This window comes from Metapseudomonas phytobenefica (assembly GCF_043392685.1).
Classification (GTDB): Bacteria; Pseudomonadota; Gammaproteobacteria; order Pseudomonadales; family Pseudomonadaceae; genus Metapseudomonas.
On the sequence record NZ_JBHZGM010000005.1, the window covers coordinates 1 to 20,987 of the forward strand.

The window sequence follows — 20,987 nt, forward strand, 5'->3', positions numbered from 1 at the left end:
GGGCCGGAGTCGGAGGGTTGTTTCTGGATCACCGTCCAAGGCCCTCGAGACCAAGGACGGTGAAGATCTCCAAGTCCCGCTATCCGGTAGATCGCAAGGCTGCTCCTCTAAAGTGAACAGCATTACGCTTGATGCGGGCTTTTTCATGCTCGTTCGCCAGGATTCCTCTGCTTTGTCGGGGGCCTGGGGGGAGAGTTAACGCCTCCGCGCGGAGTCCGAGAGGATGTAGCGAGCTCTGCTCGCGATTCGATGCATGGGACATACGCGAGCAGAGCTCGCTTGTACGGTGTTCTGGTCCATATACGGGCTACGATCTGCCAGTTCGCTTCGCTCTGACCAAACCTGGTTGCTGATTCCCGGTTTTCCTGGTGGCAAGAAAAAGCCCGCATCTGCGGGCTTTTTCGTCATTTGAGCATTCAATGTGCGCGCGCTTCGTGCATCCGCGACAGCTGGCGTTCCAGCAGCGAAGGATAGGGCTCCAGCAGGCGTTCGACGCAGCAGGCGCCTTCCGGGCTGGTGATGGCGCGGATGCGCGCACGTTGGCGAACCAGGTCGTCCTCGGCGATGGCGCGCTCCACCAGCAGCAGGTTGCGGCTGTGCTGACTCAGGGCCAGGGCGCTCTGGGTGCTGTCGCTGAGCAGCAGGTCGCCCTGGCTGAGGCCGGAGAGGTCTTCGCCGAGGGTCAGGCCGAGCTGCAGCTGCAGGGTGATGCCGCTGTCGGCGACTTCGATCTGCAGGGCGTGCCCCAGGGCGCGCATCAGTTCGCCGCAGCAGAGCGCATGGGTCAGGAAGTCCTCGTCGCTGTCCTTGCTGTGGAAGAGCATCAGGCTGCTGCCGTCGTTCAGGGTCAGCAACTGGCCGTGGTAGAGGCGGGCGGCCTGATCGAGGCAGTCGCGGTAGCGCTGCAGCAGATCCATCAGGCGTGCACGTGGCAGGCGGCGCAGCTGGTCCTGGGCGCCCAGCTGGATGGCCAGCACGGCGCTGTTCTGCGGTTCGGCCTGAGCAGCGGGAGCAGGGAGCAGCTCGTCTTCGGTCATTTCCTCGCGCAGTTCGGAGAAGGGATCTTCGTCATCCGGCGTGAACAGCTTGCTAGGCGTCTCTTCCTCGCCGTCGAAGCTGTCGTCACTCAGGTCGCGGACCTCGAAGTGCTCAGGATCATCCTGCTCGTCCTCGAGATAGTCCTCGTCGGCCTCGGCGTAGTCCTGTTCCGGGATGGGCTCGAACTCGGGCTCGGGTTCCGGCTTCTCCGGTACCAGCCGTGCCTGGAGTTGACGGGCCAGGTCGCCGATTTCGTCCTGGCGGCCGGCACCGGGCGCGGGGTCGTCCGGGTCGCGCAGCCAGACCCGCAGTTGCAGCAGGGGTGTGGAGATGTGCCGGCCGAGGCGCAGGCTCAGGGACAGGGTAAGGGCCAGCAGGATCAGGCTGAGCAGGCCCATGCTCTGCAGGCTGATGGTCATGGGCTGCTGGAACTGCTCCATGTCCAGGCTCAGGCGCAGGTGGCCGGCGATCACTTCCTGGAAGGTGATGGGCGTTGAATACAGGCCTTCGGCCTCGCCCAGCAGCCCCTGCTTGGGCCGCGACCCGGCTTCGGCGAGGATGCGGTTGTCCACGCTGTAGATGGCCGCGTGGGCCACCAGCGGGTTCTTCACCAGGTTGTTGAGCAGCACATTGAGGCTGAGGATGTCGTTGGACACCAGCAGCTCGGTGGCTGACGCGGCGGTCTGCGCGGTCAGGCTCTGGCCCAGGGCGTCGGCCTGCTGTTGCATGGCCTGCTTGAACTGCATGCCCATGACCCAGGCGTAGATCACCAGCGCCAGGGCCACCAGCAACAGGCTGTGGCTGACGATGCGCAAGGCGATAGGCACGCGCCGCTGGCGCAGGGCGTGGAAGATCAGGAGAAAGAAATTGTCGGGTTTGACAGGCGTGGGCCGGTTCACAGAGCGCGGCTCTTTTCGGACGAAATTGTGGCGCAGTATAGCGAGCGGCCCTTGCAGGGCAAAGCGTCGAGCATGCCGCGGGTGCCGTGAAAGGGGGTAGAATGTGCGCCTTTTCATGCGCTGAGTGAGGTGCGACTTGCGCGAGATTGTCCTGATCAACATCACTGGCGAGGATCGCCCCGGCCTGACCGCGGCCATTACCGGTGCGCTGGCCCAGGGTGGCGTGAACATCCTGGATATCGGCCAGGCGGTGATCCACGACACCCTGTCGTTCGGCATCCTGGTGGAAATCCCGGGCAATGCCGAGGGCTCGGCGGTGCTCAAGGACGTGCTGTTCACGGCCTACAAGCTGGATCAGCAGGTACGCTTCACCCCGGTATCCGAGGCGGATTACCAGCAGTGGGTCGACGGCCAGGGCAAGAGCCGCTACATCGTCACCCTGCTGACCCGCAAGGTCACCGCCGAGCAGTTGCAGCGGGTGAGCTCCATCACCGCCAAGTACGGCCTCAATATCGACCACATCGACCGTCTGTCGGGGCGCATGCCGCTGGACATGCCGGCCGACCAGGGCAAGGGCTGCATCGAGTTCTCCGTACGGGGCGAGCCGGCCGATCCGGTGGCCCTGCGCGCCGAGTTCCTCAGCGTGGCCCAGGAGCTGAACGTCGACATCGCCTTCCAGCGTGACTCCCTGTTCCGCCGCAACCGCCGCCTGGCGGTGTTCGACATGGACTCGACGCTGATCGAAGCCGAAGTGATCGACGAACTGGCCAAGGCTGCGGGTGTGGGCGACAAGGTTGCCGAGATCACCGAGCGTGCCATGCGTGGCGAACTGGATTTCCGTGCCAGCTTCAAGGAGCGTCTGGGGCTGCTCAAGGGGTTGTCCGAGGACGTCCTGGAAGAGATCGGCGCCTCCCTGCGACTCACCGAGGGCGCGGAAACCCTGTTCGCCGAGCTCAAGCGCCTGGGCTACAAGACTGCCATTCTCTCTGGTGGCTTCAGCTACTTCGCCAAACAGCTGCAAGCCAGGCTGGGTATCGACTACGTGTTCGCCAACGAACTGGAGATTGTCGATGGCAAGCTGACTGGCGTGGCCATCGAGCCCATCGTCGATGCGCAGCGCAAGGCCGATCTGCTGAGCGAACTGGCGCAGAAGGAAGGGCTGCGCCTGGAGCAGACGATCGCTGTCGGTGATGGCGCCAACGACCTGCCGATGCTGGCTCTGGCCGGCCTGGGCGTGGCCTTCCGCGCCAAGCCGCTGGTCAAGCAGTCCGCCAAGCAGGCCATCTCTACCCTCGGGCTGGACGGCATCCTCTACCTGCTCGGCTTCCGTGACCGCGACGGCAGGGAATGACTGTCTGACACCAGCAATGAAAAAGCCGCCTTCGGGCGGCTTTTTCGTGGAGGGAACACAAGGGTGTAAACCTGTTTCAGGGCTAGGCGTGAGGTACGAGGGCGGGTTCGCCCTTACTCGTCCCCGGAGGAAAAGTCGTAATCCATTGCCTGGCTGGGGCCTTGCAGGTAGTAACCCTGGATGTAGTTGACCCCGGCCTGCCAGAGGGTGGCGAGAACGCTGGCGGTCTCGACGTAGGGCACGATGGTCAGCTTGGCCTGGGCGTGCAGGCTCGCCAGCAGGGTCTTGAGGGTCTCCTGGTTCTCCGCGCGGCCGAGCTCCTGGGTAAAGGAACCGTCCACCTTCACGAAGTCGATGGCCAGATGCTTGAGCGTGCTGAATGGGTTGAGTGAGCAGCCGAACTGGCTCAGCGCAACCTGGCAATGCAGCTCGGCGAGGCCCTGGGTCAGCGCCTTGGCCTGTTTCAGGTGGGCGATGGCGTCCGGCTCTCTGAGCTGGAAGATCAGCGCATCGGAAGGCAGGCGCGCGGCCTTCAGGGCAACGCTCAGCCACGGCAGCAGGGTCTGGTCCTGCAGGCTGACAGCGGAGAGGTGGACGAAGAGTCGGGTGTTGTGACCCTTGGCGCGATGCTCGGCCAGCAGCTTGATGGAATTGAGGATCACCCAGCGGTCGATCTTCTCGGCCAGGCCGGCTTCCTTGGCGGCATCGAGGAAGTCGGCGGGCGGTACTTCCTCGCCCTGCGGGTTGAGCAGGCGCAGCAGCACTTCGTAATGCTCGAAGTTGTCGCCACGCAGGCTGATGATCGGCTGGAACAGCAGGCGGAAGCTGTTGTTTTCCAGCGCCTGCTGAACCATGGCCACCAGGCTGCCACGGTTGGCCGCGGCGGCCAGTTCTTCGGCCGGGTCGTACAGCTTGAGGCCGTTCTGGTCGCCCAGTTCGTCGGCGCAGCGATGGGCGCGGTCCACCACCTCCTGGGCCTTGGGCGTGGTTTCGTTGAGCCCGGCGACGCCGATGCACAGGCTGACCTGAACGGTGCGGCTGCTGACGTCGAAGAGATGGATGTCGATCTTCTTCAGCAGATTCTGCAGGCTCTCGGCCGCCTGTTCGGGCGTGATGCCCTGCTGCAGGACGCCGAGCACGTCGTCGCCATAGCGGGCGAGCTGGGCGTCGCCGGCGAAGTGGGCGCGCAGGAGGTTGGCGAGGTCGGTGAGCAGCAGGTCGACGCCGGCGATACCGACTTCAGCCAGCAGGCTGGAATAGCGTGCGACTCGAATGTACGCGAGGCTCGACGGCTGGCTGGCCTTGACGGCGCGTTCGGCGGCGGCGTCGAGCAGTTCGTTGAAGTGGGAGCGATTGAACAGGCCGGTGACCAGGTCCTGACTGCTGATCTCGCGCAGCTTCTCTTCCAGTTCGGCGCTGCCGGTTTCGGCGCGGATCACCACCTGGATGCAGGGTTCGCCGTCGTAGGACGCGGGAGAAAAGTTCATCCGCGCCTGGAAACTCTGGCCGTCGGCCTTGCAACCGCTGCAGGTGAGCTCGCCGGCGCCTTCGCCATCGCGGTAGTTCTTCAGGAATTCCTTGAACCCGGCCTGGTCGGAGCCTGCGATCAGGTCGATCATCGGCATGCCTTCGAGTTCGTCGCCATCGTCGTAGCCGAACATCTCCACGTAGGCGCGGTTGGCATAGATGTGCATGCCGTCGTGGACGTAGGCGATGGCGTCCACGGAGCTGTCCAGCAGCAGCTGGCAGCGCTTCTCCGCTTCCCGCAGGCTGACCTCGGCGGCGCGGCGGGCGCGGCGTTGTTCGAGGTTGGCCAGTTCGCGGTTGGCCACCAGCACCAGGCGCTCGTCCTCGCCCTGGGGCAGGGCGTCCTGGGCGCCAAGGGCCAGGGCTTCGGTGATGAGGTCGGAGTCGTTGCCTGACACCAACTGGATGAACGGAATGTCCTTGGACTGGCGGCGGATGCTGTTGAGGGCTTCGCCGGGACTGAGGTGTTCGCTGCTCGGGGACGCGATCAGGAGGTCCCAGCTCTGCTGCAGGGCCTCATTGAGGTCGTCGGCGGAAAGGATGCGATGGACGCGGGTCGCTCGCCCGGCATTGCGGAAAAGGCTGACCAGGCGCTCGGCTTCGTTCTGCGAGTCTTCCAGGATCAGCAGACGGATCGTTTTCTTTTCGATGGCCATGGCCTGTGCTTAGCGCCGAACGAGCGCGAATAGGCGACGAATGGTGGACTCTTCGGGAATCTACAGTGACTTCCAGAGTGAGTCAAAATCTTCCTCGCCGCCTTTTGGCTGGCTTCCCGGAGCTGTGACCGGCTTCCCTTGTGGCGGTGTCGGTTGCTTGAGCACCTGGTATTCGAACTGGTTGAAACTGCCCGTGTTGGTGAGGCGCCGGGTGAGCATGGCGCGATGCTCGTTGCCGTGCAGGTTGATCTGCACCTTGTCGCCTTCCTGGAAGGGCAGGCGCGGGGTGAGCAGGGTGGCTGGGCGGGAAATGGCGCCGATCGCCGGCAGCAGCAGGGCGCGCAGGTAATGGCTGTTCTGCTCGCCCTTGCGCAGCAGCAGTACGCCGCAGGATTGAGCCTGGGGCGCCACGAGCTCTATTCCCATCTGGGTGCCGCCGCCGCGCACTTGGCGGATCCAGCGCACCACCGCGATGCTCCAGGCCTGGCCGGGGGCGTCCTGTACGCCGAGCAGCTCGCCGGCCTGCAGCTGGCTGGGGACTTCCCTGGACCAGTTCAGGCAGTAGCCGCCCGGGCTGTGGTTGACCACCGCGGCGTTGAAGGTCGGATAGCTTTCCGGGGCTGTGCTGACCTGGGGCGGTGCGCTGCTTTCGGAGACCGGGCGGGCGTACTCGATCTCCTCCAGCTGCATACCGGCCTGCCCGCCTTGGGTGGGCTGGGCGTCGAAGGCATTGGCCCAGACATCCTTCGCGGCTGGCTTGACCAAGGTACCGAATAGCGCCTGACCGGCGTCCTGCGAGAGCTTGAGCACATCGCCGAAGGGACGGCTGCCGGCGAGGAAGAAATGCAGGGCGCTCATGCCGATGCACAGGGTCAGGCTGCCCTGGCCGCGATTGCGCTGGAAGGTGCGCTCGGAAATGTCGCCCCAGGCCGAACTCAGGTGCTGCAACAGATCGAGAGTGATACCCGCCGGTACCAGCAGGCGTGACTGGCTGCGCTGCGCGGCCGGCAGCAGCAGGTACTCCTTGATGGCCTCGACCAGCGGCAGCGTGTCGAGGCCCAGCAGGGTGCGCGGTTCCACATCCTGGAACAGCGACTTGTAGCGGGGCGGCCCGTCCAGCTGCGGCGCCACTGCGAAGAGGCTGGACGGCAGCTCGGCGGACTGGAGCCGCACCAGGGTGCTCCAGGAGGGGAGGGCTTCAGCCAGGCGGGCGATGCCGATCTGGCGCATCTGGTTGCAGCGGGCGCAGCCCAGCAGCAGCGCAGCCAGGTAGCTCTGCTCCGTACTCAGCCCTTGCGCATGCTGGGCCAGGGGATCACGCACGACAACACGGTGAAGCTGGCGGCTTTCGGCCAGCCGGTAGAGCTGATGCAGTTCCAGCCAGAGACCTTCGGGCACCGGGCAGTAGAGCTGGTTGGAGCGGATCAGCGGCCCGTTGAGGGCGTGCACTGCGCGCTGCAGGGCGATGGTCAGGAGCTGGGCGCGATCGCGGTCACGGCCGGAACGCGACGCTTCCTGCACGATGATCAGCTTGTAGCCGATGGCCAGGTGGTTCTGCAGGGCCTGGCAGAGGTTGGCGACCTTGCGCGGACGCTCGTCCAGGACGATGGACTGGCCGAGGAAGTGTCTTTCCAGGTGCTGGCAGACAAAATGCACTTCCGGGCGAATCAGCTCCAGTAGCTGCAGGCGGTTGTCCGTCGGGGTGGCCAGTTGATTGAGTTCAACCAGGGCCTGATAGAGCTGGCGGGCCGTCTCCCCAAGGTTGGCCTTGGGCAGATGCGCAATCCAGCGTTTCAGCTCACGAGCGGTGGCGTCGCAGAAAGACAGGCTCTGTTTGCCAGGGGCGGGTACGCGCAACAGCAGGTGAGGGCTCTGGTGCTCCATCCGGATCGGGTTCTCCGACATCTTTCGTGAGGTAATGAATTGAATTTCAGCACTCTACAGCCGCTTTGCCCAGTGGCAGCCGATTCATGGCAGGGCGCTAGAGGTGTTGGAAGTGTGTGACGCACCCCTGATGAGACCCTGGCCGAGCGCAGCTCGTCGGCCAGGGTCGCGCCCGGTCAGGCGTCCTTCGGCATGGCCAGCAGCTGACCCATCTGCACCTGGCTGCCGGGCCAGGCGTTTTCGGCCCAGCGCACCTGGTCCGGACCGAACAGCACGATGGCGGTGGAGCCCAGCTTGAAGCGGCCGAGCTCGTCGCCCTTTTCCAGGGTGATCGGTGCTCGCGCGGCTTCGTCGTAGCTGAAGGTCTTCAGCTCGCGCTTGGGCGGCGTGACCAGGCCCGCCCAGGTGGTTTCGATGGACGCGACTATCATCGCCCCCACCAGTACCACGGCCATCGGGCCGCGCTCGGTATCGAAGATGCACACCACGCGTTCGTTGCGGGCGAAGAGTTCCGGCACGTTCTCGGCGGTGCTCTGGTTCACCGAGAACAGGCGGCCCGGCACGTAGACCATCTCCCGCAGAGTGCCGCCCAGGGGCGCATGCACGCGGTGGTAGTCCTTCGGCGACAGGTAGACAGTGGCAAACTCGCCCCCCATGAAGGGCGCGGCGCGCTCGGCGTCGCCGCCAAGCAGCTCCAGTACGCTGAAGCTGTGGCCCTTGGCCTGGAAGCAGCGGCCGTGCTCGATTGGGCCGATCTGGCTGATGGCGCCGTCGGCCGGGCAGAGGATGGCGCCGGGCGTTTCGTCCAGCGGGCGCGCGCCGGGCTTGAGGGCACGGGTAAAGAAGGCGTTGAAGTGCTCGTAGGCGGTGACATCCTCGACCAGTGCTTCGCTCATGTTCACCTGGTAGCGCTTGGCGAACCAGCTGGTGAAGACGTTCTTGAACCAGTGCACGCGGCATTCGGCGATGCAACCGGCCAGGCGCGACAGCAGGTGGTGCGGCAGCAGGTACTGGCTGATGATGAAGAGGCGTTCTTTCATTGGATTTCCTTGATGGGCGCTTCAGCTCTCGACCGGGGTGTCCGGGTGGTTGCCCCATTCGGACCAGGAGCCGGCGTAGCCTTTGACGCGCGGGTAGCCCAGGGCCTTGGCCACCAGATAGGTGAAGCCCGAGCGGTGATGGGTCTGACAGTGGGTGATGATTTCCTTGTCCGGGGTGATGCCCAGGGAGCGCAGGATTTCGGCCATGTCGCTGCGGATGCGCAGGGCGCGGGCCGGGTCCATGCCGGCGGTCCACTCGAAGTTGACGGCGCCGGGGATGTGCCCGCCCTTGGCGGTCAGGACCTTGGTGCCGTTGTACTCGCCGGGGCCACGGGCGTCCCAGATGGCCAGGTCGGCGGCGCCGAGGCGGCTCTGGATGTACTCGCGGGTGGCGGTGGGTTCGTCGTGCAGGGTCAGGGCGACCGGGCCGCCGACCGCTGCCGGAACGGCATCGCTGGTTTCCCGGCCTTCGGCCAGCCAGGCGTGCAGGCCACCGTCCAGATAGTGGTAGCGCTGGTGGCCGATCACATCCAGCAGCCAGATGAAGCGGCCGGCCCAGCCACCGCCCTCGTCGTCGTACGCCACGTAGGTGGCATCGGCACGATGGCCCAGTTCACCGAACAGCGCTTCGAGGTCGGCCTTGGCGGGCAGCAGGCCCGGTGCCGGCGGCTGGCCGAGCTGGGTGCGCTTCGGATCGACGAAACGGGCGCCCGGGATGTGGCCAGCGGCGTAACGGGCGGCGCTGGTGAGGTCGACCAGGATCAGTTCGTCGGCGCCAAGCAGGGGCGCCAGCTCGGCCGGTTCGATCACCAGCGGCAGGTTGGAGAAGGCAGACATGGAAGCCTCCGGTAATGGGCAAATTGGCAGATTGTATAGGAAAGCCTAGCGGCCGCGTCTGGCGAAGCTGGCGAGTGCCCGCTCGATGCACTGGGCCGTCTTGGCGAATGCGCGCAGGCTGATCTCGGCGAAGGGCGCGCCGTCCTGGTCGGCCACCACCAGCATGGCCACCCGGCCGTTCACGGCGATCGAGCGCAGCAGCAGGTGATGCCCCGGGAACAGGCTCTTCAACTGGCCGGGCAGCAGCGCGGAGAATTGCGCCATGTTGTCCGGCCCCAGGCGTAGCTGGCCCGGCTGGCTGAGCAGGCGTCGCAGCACCTGGCTCTGGTTCGGCTCCAGTTGCAGGCCACTGGCTTCCCTGGGCAGTCCCGCCTGCTGCTGGGCGAGCAGGCGGTTGTGGGTGCGGTCGGCCAGCAGCACCAGGACCCGGCGCATGCCGCAGCTTTCCAGGGCGTCGCGGGCGCAGGCGGAGAGCTGCACCACGTTGGCGAAGGGGCTGGGCTCGCGGATCAGCTCGCCGCAGTGGCGACGCCAGTCCGCGAGGGCGTCGGCGGAAGGGGCCGGTGCTGCAACCGGTTCGCGGCGCAGGCGGTGCTGGTTCCACGGCCAGAGCAGGGCCTGGGCGGGATGCCAGAGGTCACCGCGGGCATGCAGGCGCCCGCTTTGTGCAGCGTGCTGGTGAACCTGCTGCTGCAGTTCGTCCAGCGGCACTTTCATGAACAGCCCGGTGAGGCGCTGCCAGCGCAGGCTGTGTCCGTCGCCCCAGCCGGCATGGGCGGAAACCGCCAGGCCGTTCGCCAGCAGGACGGTGTTGCCGGGCTGGGTCAGCCAGCGACTGAGGGCGGGGTCGGCATCCAGCTGCTGCGTTTGTTGCAGCGGGTGCCCGTAGTCGCGGGCAATGTGCAGGGCCTTGACCAGCATGCGGCGGTCGTCGTTCAGCAGGCGATAGCCCTGGATGATCCAGTCGGGCAGCTTCCAGTGCTCGGCAAGGGCCTGGCAGAGGCGCAGCAGCGGGACGCCGAGTAGTTCGCGTTCGACCCTGGCGGCCGGTTCGCCCTCGCCCAGCACGCGCTTTTCCCAGGTGTCAAACAGCTCCGGGTGGCTGGCCAGCAGCGGCCAGAGGGGCGAGAGGAACAGCAGGCTGCACCAGTGGATTTCCTGCCAGAGGCGGGCCAGCCGGGCGGCGAACAGGCCGTTGGCCTGCTGGGCGGCGTGCTGGCTGATCAGTTGCAGTTGGCGAAGGGCGTGGGGAATGTCGTCCTCTGGGACGGCGGGCAGACGATTGAGCAGGACTTCCGCGCGCTTCAGGCCCAGGCGGCTGAGGGCGACTTCCAGGCTTTCCGCCGGGCTGCTCAGCATGTTGCCGGCGGCATTGGCTTCGCGCAGCAGGCTCAGGGCGAGGGCGGGACTGTCCTGGGTCAGCTCGGCGATATCGCGCAGGGAGCGGCGGCTGTCGCCCAGGGCGCGGCGGACTTTCTCGTGGGCGGCGGTGGGGACAGGCAGGCGCACTCCATCGAGGTGTTTGATCCAGCTGTCGAGACTGCGTGGCGCGGGCTTTACGGTTGACATAGAGGGCCGCCAATCTGGCTTTTCGCCTGAACAGGCTATAGTCTGGCGCATATCTTCCGATAATTAGAAGGGGCTCTTTTCATAACCCTTTCTACTGACTCTTCAAGCTTCCTCCCTATGGCAAAAATCCTCGGCATCATCGTCGTATTCGCCAGCGTGCTCGGCGGATACATCCTGTCCCACGGCAAGCTTGCCGCGCTGATCCAGCCCTTCGAAGTGATGATCATCGGTGGCGCGGCGCTGGGCGCCTTCCTCCAGGCCAACCCCGGCAACATGACGATGATCGTGTTCAAGAAGTCGCTGAAGATGTTCGGCACGCGCTTCAACCAGGCTTTCTACCTGGACGTTCTGCGCCTGCTCTACGAAATCCTCAACAAGAGCCGCCGCGAGGGGATGATGGCCATCGAGGCCGATATCGAGGACGCCCCCGCCAGCCCCATCTTCAGCAAGTATCCGGGCCTCCTCAAGGATGAGCGGATGACGGCCTACATTTGCGATTACCTGCGCATCATGTCCTCCGGCAACATGGCGCCCCACGAGCTCGAAGGCCTGTTCGACATGGAACTGGCCAGCCTGAAGGAAGAGCTGGAACATCCTTCCCACGCGGTCAACCGTATCGCCGACGGCCTGCCGGGCTTCGGTATCGTCGCGGCGGTGCTCGGCATCGTGGTGACCATGGCCATGCTGGGCGAAACCGAGCAGGCCGCCCTTGGTCAGCACGTGGGGGCGGCGCTGGTGGGTACCTTCCTCGGTATCCTCGCGGCCTACGGTTTCTTCGGCCCGCTGTCGGTGTCGCTGGCACACGACGCCCGTGAAGAGCTGAACGTGTTCGAGGCGATCAAGGCCTGTCTGGTGGCCTCGGCTTCCGGCATGCCGCCTTCGCTGGCGGTGGAATTCGGCCGCAAGACGCTGTTCCCGGCCCATCGCCCGAGCTTCAGCGAGCTGGAGCAGGCCGTACGCGGCAGCTGAAGGCTGAGTCATGGAGAACAACCAGCCGATCATCGTCAAGCGCGTCAAACGCTACGCCGCCGGTCACCACGGCGGTGCGTGGAAGATCGCCTTCGCCGACTTTGCCACGGCGATGATGGCCTTCTTCCTGGTGCTCTGGTTGCTGTCGTCTGCCACGCCGGAGCAGAAGAAAGCCATTTCCGGCTACTTCAAGGACCCCATCGGTTTCACCGAAAGCGCCAGCCCGTACGTCATCGACCTGGGGGGCACGCCCACGCCCGCGCCTGACCGCACCTTGAACCCCGAGCTGAAGGACGCACCGGATTCCCAGGAGTCGGTGGTCGATTCCCTGGACAAGACCCAGGTGGACGCCGGCCAGGTGGAAACCCTGGCCGAGCAGATCGAGCGCGAACGCCTGGAACTGTTGCTGCAGGAGCTGCAGAACAAGGTCGAAGAGAACCCCGAACTGCGCAAGTTCAAGGATCAGATCCTCTTCGAGATCACCCAGGACGGCCTGCGCATCCAGATTATGGATGCCGCCAACCGGCCCATGTTCGACCTCGGCAGCGCACGCCTGCAGCCTTACTTCGAGGACATCCTGCTGAACCTCGCCGAAACCATCAAAACCGTGCCGAACAAGATCAGCATCAGCGGCCACACCGATGCCAAGCCCTATGCCGGCACTGGCGATTTCGGCAACTGGGAGTTGTCCTCCGGTCGCGCCAACGCCGCGCGGCGCACCCTGATCGTCGGCGGCTACCCGGAAGACCAGGTGGCGCGGGTGGTGGGTTACGCCTCGTCGGCACTGTTCGACCGCAAGGACCCGTTCAACCCGGTCAATCGCCGCATCGACATCGTCGTCCTCACCAAGAAGGCCCAGCGAGCCATCGAGGGAGAACAGGCTGATGGCGCCGAGCCCGAGGAAGCGCCGCAACCTCCGCCGCCCGCCACCGAGGCTGTGCCCTCGACGGGCGATCCGGCCGCGCCCGTGCAGCCGCGTGAGTTGCGGGAGAAGCTGAATATCTTCGAAGACGGCGTGCTGAAACTGGACCAGTCCAAGGGGCAGTGATTGCCGCCCTCATGAAAAGGCCACGCATTGCGTGGCCTTTTTCGTTTTCGCGCCGAGCCAGCCTTAGTACTCGTCTTCGGGCAGGCTGGCGAGGATGTGCCGGTAGCTCGCCATCCGTTGCGGATGCACCCGGCCATCCTCCAGCGCCTTGAGCAGGGCGCAGCCCGGTTCGCGGTCGTGCTTGCAATCGCGGAAGCGGCAGGTCCCCAAGAGTTCGCCGAATTCGATGAAACCGGCCTCGACATCCTCGCGGCTGACATGGCCCAGGCCGAATTCGCGGATGCCGGGGGAGTCGATCAGCTCGCCGCCGCCCGGGAAGTGGAACAGGCGCGCGGTGGTGGTGGTGTGGGTGCCCTTGCCGGTGTGTTCGGAGAGGGCGCCGACGCGGGTGTCCACCCCCGGCAGCAGGCTGTTCACCAGCGACGATTTGCCCACCCCGGACTGGCCGACGAAGACGCTGATATGGCCGTCGAGCCTGGCCATCAGGTCCTCCATGCCGCCGCCCTGGCGTGCCGAGACTTCCAGCAGCGGGTAGCCCAGCTGCCGGTAGACCCCGAGCAGTTCGTCGAGCATGGCGCTGTTCTCGTCGTCCACCAGGTCGGCCTTGTTCAGCAGCAGCAACGGGCGGATGCCCGCGTGCTCGGCCGCCACCAGGTAGCGGTCGATCAGGTTGGCGTGGGGATGGGGCAGGGGAGCGAAGACGATGACGATCTGGTCGACGTTGGCTGCCACCGGCTTGAGTACGCCGCGCATGTCCGGGCGGCACAGCTCCGAGCTGCGCGGCAACTGGGCGACGATCACCCCGCTGCCCTGGGCGCCGGCGCGCCAGACCACGCGGTCGCCGGTAACCAGCGTCGGCAGGTTGGCGCGCAGGTGGCAGCGCATGATCTGGCCGGCCAGCTCGCCTTCCAGGGCCTCGACTTCCACCTGTACGCCGAAGTGGGCGATCACCAGGCCGGTCTGCTCCGGGCCGAGATCGCCGCCCTCGAGCTCTTCGAGCACGCGCGTTTCCCGCTTGGCTGCGCGGGCGGCGCGCTCTTCCTGAATCTTCTCGATGCGCCAGCTCTGCCGGCGGGTCAGTTGGCGTTTGGCCATGGTGGGTCCACTTGGAAAAAACCGCGCGAGTTTAGCACGCAGCCCGCAGCGGCAGCCTCTAAGCTAGAATGCGCGCTTCGCCGTGGAGACCGAATATGCAGAATGCCCTGAACCTGATCTGGATCGATCTGGAAATGACCGGCCTGAACCCGGATACGGACGTGATCATCGAGATGGCCACCATCGTTACCGACAGCGAGCTGAACGTGCTGGCGGAGGGGCCGACGATCGCCATCCACCAGAGCGACGAGATTCTCGCCGGCATGGATGAATGGAACACTCGCCAGCATGGCCAGAGCGGCCTGACCCAGCGTGTGCGCGAAAGCCGGATCAGCATGGCCGAAGCCGAGGCCCAGACCCTGGCCTTCCTCGAACAGTGGGTGCCCAAGGGCAAATCGCCGATTTGCGGCAACAGCATCTGCCAGGACCGCCGCTTCCTCTACCGCCACATGCCGCAACTGGAAGCCTATTTCCACTACCGCAATCTCGATGTGTCCACCGTGAAGGAGCTGGCTGCACGCTGGGCGCCGAAAGTGCGGGATGGGGTGAAGAAGAGCAGCAGCCACCTGGCGCTGGATGACATCCGCGACTCGATCGCGGAGCTGAAGCATTACCGGGAACACTTCTTCAAGATCTGAGTTTCCGCTCGCGGCGGTCTCGCCTCAGGTAGTGCTTGCCCCATGACGGGCAAGCGCCCACTCCACATGCTCGCGCACCAGTGCCGACGGATGTTCGCGGCGCAGCTGCAGGGCCTCCAGCACCGGAATGCTCGAAGGCGCATTGCCCAGTCCAACCGCCAGGTTGCGCAGCCAGCGCTCGTAACCCGCGCGGCGCAGGGGCGAACCTTCGGTACGGCTGAGGAATTCCTCTTCGCTCCAGCGGAACAGCTCCGCCAGCTCGGCGTTGTCCAGGCCGTGGCGCGGCTGGAAGTCGCTTTCGCCTGAAGGGCGGGCGAAGCGATTCCAGGGGCAGACCATCTGACAGTCATCGCAGCCGAATACGCGATTGCCGATCAGCGGACGCAGGTCTTCGGGAATGCTGCCCTTGTACTCGATGGTCAGGTAGGAAATGCAGCGCCGCGCGTCCAGTTGGTAAGGGCCGACGAAAGCGGCAGTCGGGCAGATATCCATGCACGCCGAACAGCGGCCGCAGTGCTCGCTGCCATGGGGCGCGTCCACCGGCAGCGGAGCATCGACGAACAGTTCGCCGAGGAAGAAATAGCTGCCGGCCTTGCGGTTGAGTACCAGGGTGTTCTTGCCGATCCAGCCGAGGCCCGCCTGCTCGGCGATGGCCTTCTCCAGTACCGGCGCACTGTCGACGAAGGCGCGGTAGCTGAACGGGCCTATGGCCTTCTCGATGCGTTCGGCCAGGTGTTGCAGGCGTTTGCGGATCAGCTTGTGGTAGTCGCGGCCCAGGGCGTAGCGCGAGACATAGGCCTTCTCCGGTTGCCCCAGCACCTTGGCCATGTGCGTATCGCCAGGCAGGTAGTCCATACGCAGGGAGATCACCCTCAGGGTGCCGGGCACCAGTTCGTCCGGGCGAGAGCGCTTGCTGCCGTGGGCGGCCATGTAGTCCATCTCGCCCTGGTGGCCGGCTTCCAGCCAGCGTTGCAGGTGGCTTTCGTGTTCGCCGAGTTCCACGCCGGTGATGCCCACCTGCTGGAAGCCCAGTTCGCGGCCCCATTCCTTGATGGATTGAGCGAGTGCGGCGAGATCTTGCGTGGAAAGGGTCATGCTGGGGCGGGAAACCGGTGTCGAGGTGGATATAATTCTGCCAGACCTCGCAGCTGCAACCGAATCCCATGCCTTCTTCCCGCGACGACCTGCCCATTTCGCTCCATTCCGCCGCCCAGGTGCGGGACCTCGATGCGCGCCTCATTGCCGCCGGCACGCCCGGCTTCGAGCTGATGCAGCGTGCCGCCCACGCGACCTGGCGCGCCCTGCGCCGGCGTTGGCCGGAAGCCGGAAGCCTCAGCGTGCTGGCCGGGCGGGGCAACAATGCCGGCGATGGCTACCTTGTCGCGGCCCTGGCCCAGCGTGCCGGCTGGCAAGTGAAGGTGCTGGCGGTGGGCGCTGCCGATGCGCTGACCAGCGACGCGGCGCTGGCGCGGGATGAAGCCGCTGCCGCGGGTGTGAGTATCCAGCCGTGGAGCGAATGCGCTGCCCTGGAAGGCGTAGTGGTGGATGCCCTGCTGGGCACCGGGCTGTCCGGCGAGGTGCGCGAGCCCTACGCCCAGGCGATCCGCCTGGTCAACGCCAGTGGACTGCCGGTGCTGGCCGTGGACATCCCCTCCGGCCTCTGCGCCGACACCGGCCGCGTCCTTGGCGTTGCGGTGCGTGCGAACCTGACGGTGACCTTCATCGGTCTCAAGCTGGGCCTGTTCACCGCCGATGCACCGAACCAGGTGGGTAAGCTGGTATTCGACGATCTGCAGGCCGATCCCGCCTTGGTCGCGCTGACGCCTCGCGTCGCCGAGCGTATGGCGGCGTGCAGTCTCGTGCGCCTGGCGCCACGTCCGCGCACTGCACACAAGGGGCAGTTCGGGCACTTGCTGGTGGTGGGCGGCGACCGCGGGTTGGGCGGTGCGGCGCTGCTCGCGGCGGAGAGTGCGCTGCGAGGCGGGGCCGGGCTGGTGTCGCTGGCGACCCGGCCCGAGCATGTGATGGCCGCGCTGGCGCGGCGCCCGGAAGTAATGTGCGCCGGCGTGAGCTCGGCCAACCAGCTGCTGGCCCTGGCGGACAGGGCCGATGTACTGGTGGCCGGGCCTGGACTGGGGCAGGACGCCTGGGGGCGCAGCCTGCTCAGCGTTGTCGCGGGGCTGGAGTCGCTCCAGGTCTGGGATGCCGATGCGCTCAACCTGCTGGCGGGCGGGCACGTCCGCCTGCCTGCGGGCTGCGTGATCACGCCGCATCCGGGCGAGGCCGCGCGTCTGTTGGGAATTTCCACTGACGAAGTCCAGGCCGACCGACCGCGCGCTGTGCTTGCGCTGGCGCAAAAGTTCGATGCCGTAGTCCTGCTCAAGGGCGCCGGCAGCCTGGTGGCGACCCCCGATGGGCGACTTGCACTCTGTGATCGCGGCCATCCGGCGATGGCCGGGGCCGGGTTAGGCGATGTACTCGCCGGCCTGATCGGCGCCCTGCTTGCCCAGGGGATGGACGCCTACGCGGCCACCTGCCTGGCCGTATGGCTGCACGCCTGCGCGGGCGAGAGTCTGGCCCGGGGCGGCCGGGGGCTGGCGGCCAGTGACCTGATTCCGACCATTCGTCAGTTGCTCGAGGAGTTTGCACCGTGCCTGAAGTGATCCTGCATGCCGAAGGCGAGGAGGCCATGCTGGCCCTCGGTGCCCGATTGGCGAACCTGACCCAGGGGCGCGGAATCCTCTACCTGCATGGGGACCTGGGAGCGGGAAAAACCACGCTATCTCGCGGCATCCTGCGGGGGCTGGGGCATGCCGGTGCGGTGAAGAGCCCCACCTTCACCCTGGTCGAGCCTTATGAGATCGGCGACAAGCGTGCCTTCCATTTCGATCTATACCGCCTGGCCGACCCGGAGGAACTGGAATTTCTGGGGATCCGCGACTACTTCGAAGGCGACGCATTGTGCCTGATCGAGTGGCCTCAGCGCGGCGCCGGCATTTTGCCAAAGGCTGACCTGGACATTAACATTACGCCGCAAGCGGGCGGCCGTTCGCTGCGTTTGTCGCCACACACCGAGCGCGGCGAAGCATGGTGTGCCGCCCTGGCCATGGGAGCGTGAAAACAAATATGGGGTGGGGTATGCGCTCGCGCGCACTGTTTGCCGGGATTGGGGTTCTGCTTGCGGCGTTCGCCGCTGATGTCCTGGCTGCCGCGGAGGTTCGCGGGGTGCGATTGTGGCGCGCGCCGGATAATACTCGCCTGGTTTTCGACCTGTCCGGGCCCGTTCAGCATTCCGTCTTCACCCTGACTGCGCCCGATCGCATCGTCATCGATATCAACGGCGCCCAGCTGGCTACCAGGCTGGAGCAGCTGTCCCTCAGCAATACTCCGATCACCAACGTCCGCTCCGCCCAGCGCACTCCTACCGACTTGCGCGTGGTGATCGACCTGTCATCCGCCGTGACGCCGAAGAGCTTTTCCCTGGCGCCCAACCAGCAGTACGGCAACCGTTTGGTGGTGGACCTGTTCGACCCGGAAGTGGCTGCCAGCGAAGCCAGTGCGCCGCGGGTGGCCACCGCGCCGAGCACGCCGCAACCGCCGGTGACGCCGACCCAGCCGGTTAGCAAGCTGCCGCCGGTGCCGGGCGGCAAGCGCGACATCGTGGTCGCCATCGACGCCGGCCACGGCGGTGAAGACCCGGGTGCCCTCGGGCCCAAGGGCCAGCACGAGAAGAACGTGACCCTGGCCATCGCCAAGGAACTGCAGCGCCAGATCAACCAGGAAAAGGGCTTTCGTGGTGAACTGGTGCGTACCGGCGACTACTTCATCCCGTTGCGCAAGCGCACCGAAATCGCCCGCAAGAAGGGCGCCGACCTGTTCGTTTCCATTCACGCCGATGCCGCGCCCAGCCGCAGTGCGTTCGGCGCCTCGGTATTCGCCCTGTCCGATCGCGGCGCCACCTCGGAAACCGCGCGCTGGCTGGCCGACAACGAAAACCGCTCCGACCTGATCGGTGGCGTGGGCAGCGTCAGCCTCGACGACAAGGACCGCATGCTGGCTGGTGTATTGCTGGACCTGTCGATGACCGCGACCATGTCCTCCAGCCTCAATGTCGGCCAGAAGGTGCTGTCCAACGTCGGTCAGGTCACCCCGTTGCACAAGCGCCGGGTGGAGCAGGCCGGCTTCATGGTGCTGAAGTCGCCGGACATCCCCTCGATCCTGGTGGAGACCGGCTTCATCTCCAACCACAACGAATCGCAGAAGCTCGCCTCGCCCAGTCATCAGCAGGTACTTGCGCGTTCGATCAAGACCGGCGTCAAGCAGTTCTTCCAGCAGAACCCACCGCCTGGAACCTACATCGCCTGGCTGCGCGACCAGGGCAAGATCGCCATTGGCCCGCGCGAGCATGTCGTGACCTCCGGCGAGAGCCTGGCGCTGATCGCCCAGCGCTACGAGGTGAGCCTGGCCGCCCTGCGCAAGGCCAATTCGCTGTCCAGTGACAACATCAAGGTCGGCCAGACCCTCAGCATCCCCGCCGCGACCCTGGCGGCCCAGCCATGAGCAACCTGCCGCGAATCCAGCTGCTGAGTCCGCGGCTGGCGAACCAGATCGCCGCCGGCGAGGTGGTCGAGCGTCCCGCCTCGGTCATCAAGGAACTGCTGGAAAACAGCCTGGATGCCGGTGCCCGGCGCATCGACGTCGAAGTGGAGCAGGGCGGAATCAAGCTGCTGCGGGTGCGCGACGATGGTGGCGGTATTCCGCCCGACGATCTGCCGCTGGCCCTGGCGCGCCACGCTACCAGCAAGATTCGCGACCTGGAGGACCTCGAACGAGTGATGAGCCTGGGTTTCCGTGGCGAAGCGCTGGCCTCTATCAGCTCCGTCGCGCGTCTGACCCTGACCTCGCGCACCGCCGACGCGGACCAGGCCTGGCAGGTGGAAACCGAAGGCCGTGACATGGAGGCGCGGGTTCAGCCTGCAGCCCATCCCGTTGGTACTTCGGTGGAAGTGCGTGACCTGTTCTTCAATACACCGGCGCGCCGCAAGTTCCTGCGGGCGGAGAAGACCGAATTCGACCACCTGCAGGAAGTCATCAAGCGCCTGGCTCTGGCCCGTTTCGATGTGGCGTTTCACCTGCGCCACAACGGCAAGACCATCTTCGCCCTTCATGAGGCGCGTGACGCCATTTCCCGCGCCCGCCGCGTCGCCACGGTCTGCGGACCGGCGTTCCTGGAGCAGGCGCTGCCCATCGAGGTGGAGCGCAACGGCCTGCATCTCTGGGGCTGGGTCGGCCTGCCGACCTTCTCCCGCAGCCAGGCGGACCTGCAGTATTTCTACGTGAACGGGCGTATGGTGCGCGACAAGCTGGTCGCCCACGCGGTGCGCCAGGCCTATCGCGACGTGCTGTACAACGGCCGGCACCCGACCTTCGTGTTGTTCTTCGAGGTCGATCCTGCGGTCGTCGACGTCAACGTGCACCCGACCAAGCACGAGGTGCGCTTCCGTGACAGTCGCATGGTCCACGACTTCCTCTATGGCACCCTGCACCGCGCCCTGGGCGAGGTGCGTCCCGAGGACCAGCTGGCCGCGCCGGCCGCCACCGAAGCCGTCGTGCGTCCGAGCGGACTTGCCGCTGGCGAGTTCGGCCCCCAGGGCGAGATGAGCCTTGCGGCCAATGTGCTGGAGCAGCCTGCTGCCGAGCCAACCTGGCGCCCGCCGGCAGGAGGTTACCAGGCGCCGCGTCCGCAGCCTGTCGTACCAATCGCCGAGGCCCAGGGTGTCTATCGCGAGTACTTTGCGCCGCTGCCCGCCGCCTCCGCGCCTGTCGTGCTGCCGGAATCCCAGGGCGATGTGCCGCCGCTGGGCTACGCCCTGGCCCAGCTCAAGGGCATCTACATCCTCGCGGAGAATGCCCAGGGGCTGGTGCTGGTGGATATGCACGCGGCCCATGAGCGCATCACCTATGAACGGCTGAAAGTCGCGATGGCCAGTGAAGGGCTCAAGGGGCAACCGTTGCTGGTGCCGGAATCCATTGCGGTCAGCCAGCGTGAAGCCGATTGCGCCGAGGAACACGGCGAATGGTTTCGCCGTCTGGGCTTCGAATTGCAGCGCCTTGGCCCGGAAACCCTGGCTATTCGTCAAATCCCGGCCCTGTTGAAGCAGGCCGAAGCCTCGCAATTGGTGCGCGACGTCCTGTCCGATCTGCTGGAATACGGCACCAGTGACCGCATCCAGGCGCACTTGAACGAGTTGTTGGGCACCATGGCCTGCCATGGCGCCGTGCGCGCCAATCGCCGTCTGACCCAGCCGGAAATGAACGCCCTGCTGCGGGATATGGAACACACCGAACGCAGCGGCCAGTGCAACCATGGGCGTCCGACCTGGACGCAGCTGGGAATGGATGACCTGGACAAGCTGTTCCTGCGCGGTCGCTGATC

Annotated in this window: 16 protein-coding genes; 8 read left to right on the plus strand and 8 right to left on the minus strand. The window is 65.9% G+C overall.

What is annotated here, in order from left to right; translation table 11 throughout:
* Positions 1-416 precede the first annotated feature (416 nt).
* Entirely contained in the window at positions 417-1,937 is a 1,521-nt protein-coding gene (locus ACFW0B_RS06045; RefSeq protein WP_449147041.1) for an AhpA/YtjB family protein, read from the minus strand.
* 136 nt (positions 1,938-2,073) lie between these two features.
* On the opposite strand from ACFW0B_RS06045, the gene serB reads away from it, so the two are divergent.
* Positions 2,074-3,288 carry a phosphoserine phosphatase SerB gene (gene serB / locus ACFW0B_RS06050; protein WP_449147042.1) on the plus strand — a complete coding sequence of 405 codons (1,215 nt, stop codon included), beginning with the start codon at positions 2,074-2,076 and terminating at the stop codon, positions 3,286-3,288.
* Positions 3,289-3,401: 113 nt separating this feature from the next.
* Here serB and ACFW0B_RS06055 read toward each other — a convergent pair whose 3' ends face one another.
* The 5 genes from ACFW0B_RS06055 to ACFW0B_RS06075 form a co-directional block, all read right to left on the minus strand.
* Positions 3,402-5,471 carry an EAL domain-containing protein gene (locus ACFW0B_RS06055; RefSeq protein WP_449147043.1) on the minus strand — a complete coding sequence of 690 codons (2,070 nt, stop codon included), beginning with the start codon at positions 5,469-5,471 and terminating at the stop codon, positions 3,402-3,404.
* Between the two features lie 60 nt (positions 5,472-5,531).
* A complete protein-coding gene (locus ACFW0B_RS06060) occupies positions 5,532-7,355 on the minus strand; it encodes a molecular chaperone (RefSeq protein ID WP_449147217.1) in 1,824 nt (607 codons plus the stop codon).
* Positions 7,356-7,531: 176 nt separating this feature from the next.
* On the minus strand, positions 7,532-8,395 hold the full coding sequence (gene asd, locus ACFW0B_RS06065; protein WP_449147044.1) for an archaetidylserine decarboxylase: 864 nt from the start codon (positions 8,393-8,395) through the stop codon (positions 7,532-7,534).
* 21 nt (positions 8,396-8,416) lie between these two features.
* Positions 8,417-9,232 carry a thiosulfate sulfurtransferase gene (gene rhdA / locus ACFW0B_RS06070; RefSeq protein ID WP_449147045.1) on the minus strand — a complete coding sequence of 272 codons (816 nt, stop codon included), beginning with the start codon at positions 9,230-9,232 and terminating at the stop codon, positions 8,417-8,419.
* A 45-nt stretch (positions 9,233-9,277) separates the two neighbouring features.
* A complete protein-coding gene (locus ACFW0B_RS06075) occupies positions 9,278-10,801 on the minus strand; it encodes an HDOD domain-containing protein (RefSeq protein ID WP_449147046.1) in 1,524 nt (507 codons plus the stop codon).
* A 117-nt stretch (positions 10,802-10,918) separates the two neighbouring features.
* Between ACFW0B_RS06075 and motA the strand changes: the two genes are divergently transcribed.
* Together motA and motB are read left to right on the plus strand one after the other, a co-directional pair.
* Positions 10,919-11,770, plus strand: coding sequence for a flagellar motor stator protein MotA (gene motA, locus ACFW0B_RS06080; protein WP_449147047.1), 852 nt, complete (start codon positions 10,919-10,921; stop codon positions 11,768-11,770).
* A gap of 10 nt (positions 11,771-11,780) precedes the next feature.
* Positions 11,781-12,818 carry a flagellar motor protein MotB gene (motB, locus tag ACFW0B_RS06085; protein WP_449147048.1) on the plus strand — a complete coding sequence of 346 codons (1,038 nt, stop codon included), beginning with the start codon at positions 11,781-11,783 and terminating at the stop codon, positions 12,816-12,818.
* A gap of 63 nt (positions 12,819-12,881) precedes the next feature.
* Here the strand turns inward: motB and rsgA are convergent, their stop codons facing one another.
* Complete coding sequence (gene rsgA / locus ACFW0B_RS06090) at positions 12,882-13,913, minus strand: small ribosomal subunit biogenesis GTPase RsgA (protein WP_449147049.1); 1,032 nt, start codon at positions 13,911-13,913, stop codon at positions 12,882-12,884.
* 95 nt (positions 13,914-14,008) lie between these two features.
* Here rsgA and orn point away from each other — a divergent pair, with 95 nt between their 5' ends.
* Positions 14,009-14,551, plus strand: a complete 543-nt coding sequence (gene orn / locus ACFW0B_RS06095; RefSeq protein WP_449147050.1) for an oligoribonuclease — start codon at positions 14,009-14,011, stop codon at positions 14,549-14,551.
* Between the two features lie 24 nt (positions 14,552-14,575).
* On the opposite strand, the gene queG is transcribed toward orn, so the two are convergent.
* A complete protein-coding gene (gene queG / locus ACFW0B_RS06100; RefSeq protein WP_449147051.1) occupies positions 14,576-15,646 on the minus strand; it encodes a tRNA epoxyqueuosine(34) reductase QueG in 1,071 nt (356 codons plus the stop codon).
* A gap of 68 nt (positions 15,647-15,714) precedes the next feature.
* On the opposite strand from queG, the gene ACFW0B_RS06105 reads away from it, so the two are divergent.
* Genes ACFW0B_RS06105 through mutL form a run of 4 tightly spaced genes read left to right on the plus strand, consistent with a single transcriptional unit; the run spans position 15,715 to position 20,985 of the window.
* Positions 15,715-17,214 (plus strand): NAD(P)H-hydrate dehydratase, encoded by a 1,500-nt coding sequence (locus ACFW0B_RS06105; RefSeq protein WP_449147052.1) that lies wholly within the window; start codon positions 15,715-15,717, stop codon positions 17,212-17,214.
* The gene (gene tsaE, locus ACFW0B_RS06110; protein ID WP_449147053.1) at positions 17,202-17,669 is read left to right on the plus strand and encodes a tRNA (adenosine(37)-N6)-threonylcarbamoyltransferase complex ATPase subunit type 1 TsaE; all 468 of its coding nucleotides are present in this window, start codon (positions 17,202-17,204) and stop codon (positions 17,667-17,669) included. Before ACFW0B_RS06105 ends, tsaE begins: the two co-directional genes overlap by 13 nt.
* An 8-nt stretch (positions 17,670-17,677) precedes the next feature.
* Positions 17,678-19,111 carry an N-acetylmuramoyl-L-alanine amidase gene (locus ACFW0B_RS06115; RefSeq protein WP_449147054.1) on the plus strand — a complete coding sequence of 478 codons (1,434 nt, stop codon included), beginning with the start codon at positions 17,678-17,680 and terminating at the stop codon, positions 19,109-19,111.
* Positions 19,108-20,985 (plus strand): DNA mismatch repair endonuclease MutL, encoded by a 1,878-nt coding sequence (gene mutL, locus ACFW0B_RS06120; RefSeq protein WP_449147055.1) that lies wholly within the window; start codon positions 19,108-19,110, stop codon positions 20,983-20,985. Before ACFW0B_RS06115 ends, mutL begins: the two co-directional genes overlap by 4 nt.
* The last annotated feature ends 2 nt before the right edge of the window (positions 20,986-20,987 follow it).

What these genes read in the sequence shown, in the direction of transcription:
- motB (WP_449147048.1), top strand. Translation starts at nt 11,781, where the DNA reads ATGGAGAACAACCAGCCGATCATCGTCAAGCGCGTCAAACGCTACGCC.
- rsgA (WP_449147049.1), bottom strand. Translation starts at nt 13,913, where the DNA reads ATGGCCAAACGCCAACTGACCCGCCGGCAGAGCTGGCGCATCGAGAAG.
- rhdA (WP_449147045.1), bottom strand. Translation starts at nt 9,232, where the DNA reads ATGTCTGCCTTCTCCAACCTGCCGCTGGTGATCGAACCGGCCGAGCTG.
- queG (WP_449147051.1), bottom strand. Translation starts at nt 15,646, where the DNA reads ATGACCCTTTCCACGCAAGATCTCGCCGCACTCGCTCAATCCATCAAG.
- ACFW0B_RS06060 (WP_449147217.1), bottom strand. Translation starts at nt 7,355, where the DNA reads ATGGAGCACCAGAGCCCTCACCTGCTGTTGCGCGTACCCGCCCCTGGC.
- ACFW0B_RS06105 (WP_449147052.1), top strand. Translation starts at nt 15,715, where the DNA reads ATGCCTTCTTCCCGCGACGACCTGCCCATTTCGCTCCATTCCGCCGCC.
- ACFW0B_RS06055 (WP_449147043.1), bottom strand. Translation starts at nt 5,471, where the DNA reads ATGGCCATCGAAAAGAAAACGATCCGTCTGCTGATCCTGGAAGACTCG.
- asd (WP_449147044.1), bottom strand. Translation starts at nt 8,395, where the DNA reads ATGAAAGAACGCCTCTTCATCATCAGCCAGTACCTGCTGCCGCACCAC.
- ACFW0B_RS06115 (WP_449147054.1), top strand. Translation starts at nt 17,678, where the DNA reads ATGGGGTGGGGTATGCGCTCGCGCGCACTGTTTGCCGGGATTGGGGTT.
- motA (WP_449147047.1), top strand. Translation starts at nt 10,919, where the DNA reads ATGGCAAAAATCCTCGGCATCATCGTCGTATTCGCCAGCGTGCTCGGC.
- ACFW0B_RS06075 (WP_449147046.1), bottom strand. Translation starts at nt 10,801, where the DNA reads ATGTCAACCGTAAAGCCCGCGCCACGCAGTCTCGACAGCTGGATCAAA.
- orn (WP_449147050.1), top strand. Translation starts at nt 14,009, where the DNA reads ATGCAGAATGCCCTGAACCTGATCTGGATCGATCTGGAAATGACCGGC.
- mutL (WP_449147055.1), top strand. Translation starts at nt 19,108, where the DNA reads ATGAGCAACCTGCCGCGAATCCAGCTGCTGAGTCCGCGGCTGGCGAAC.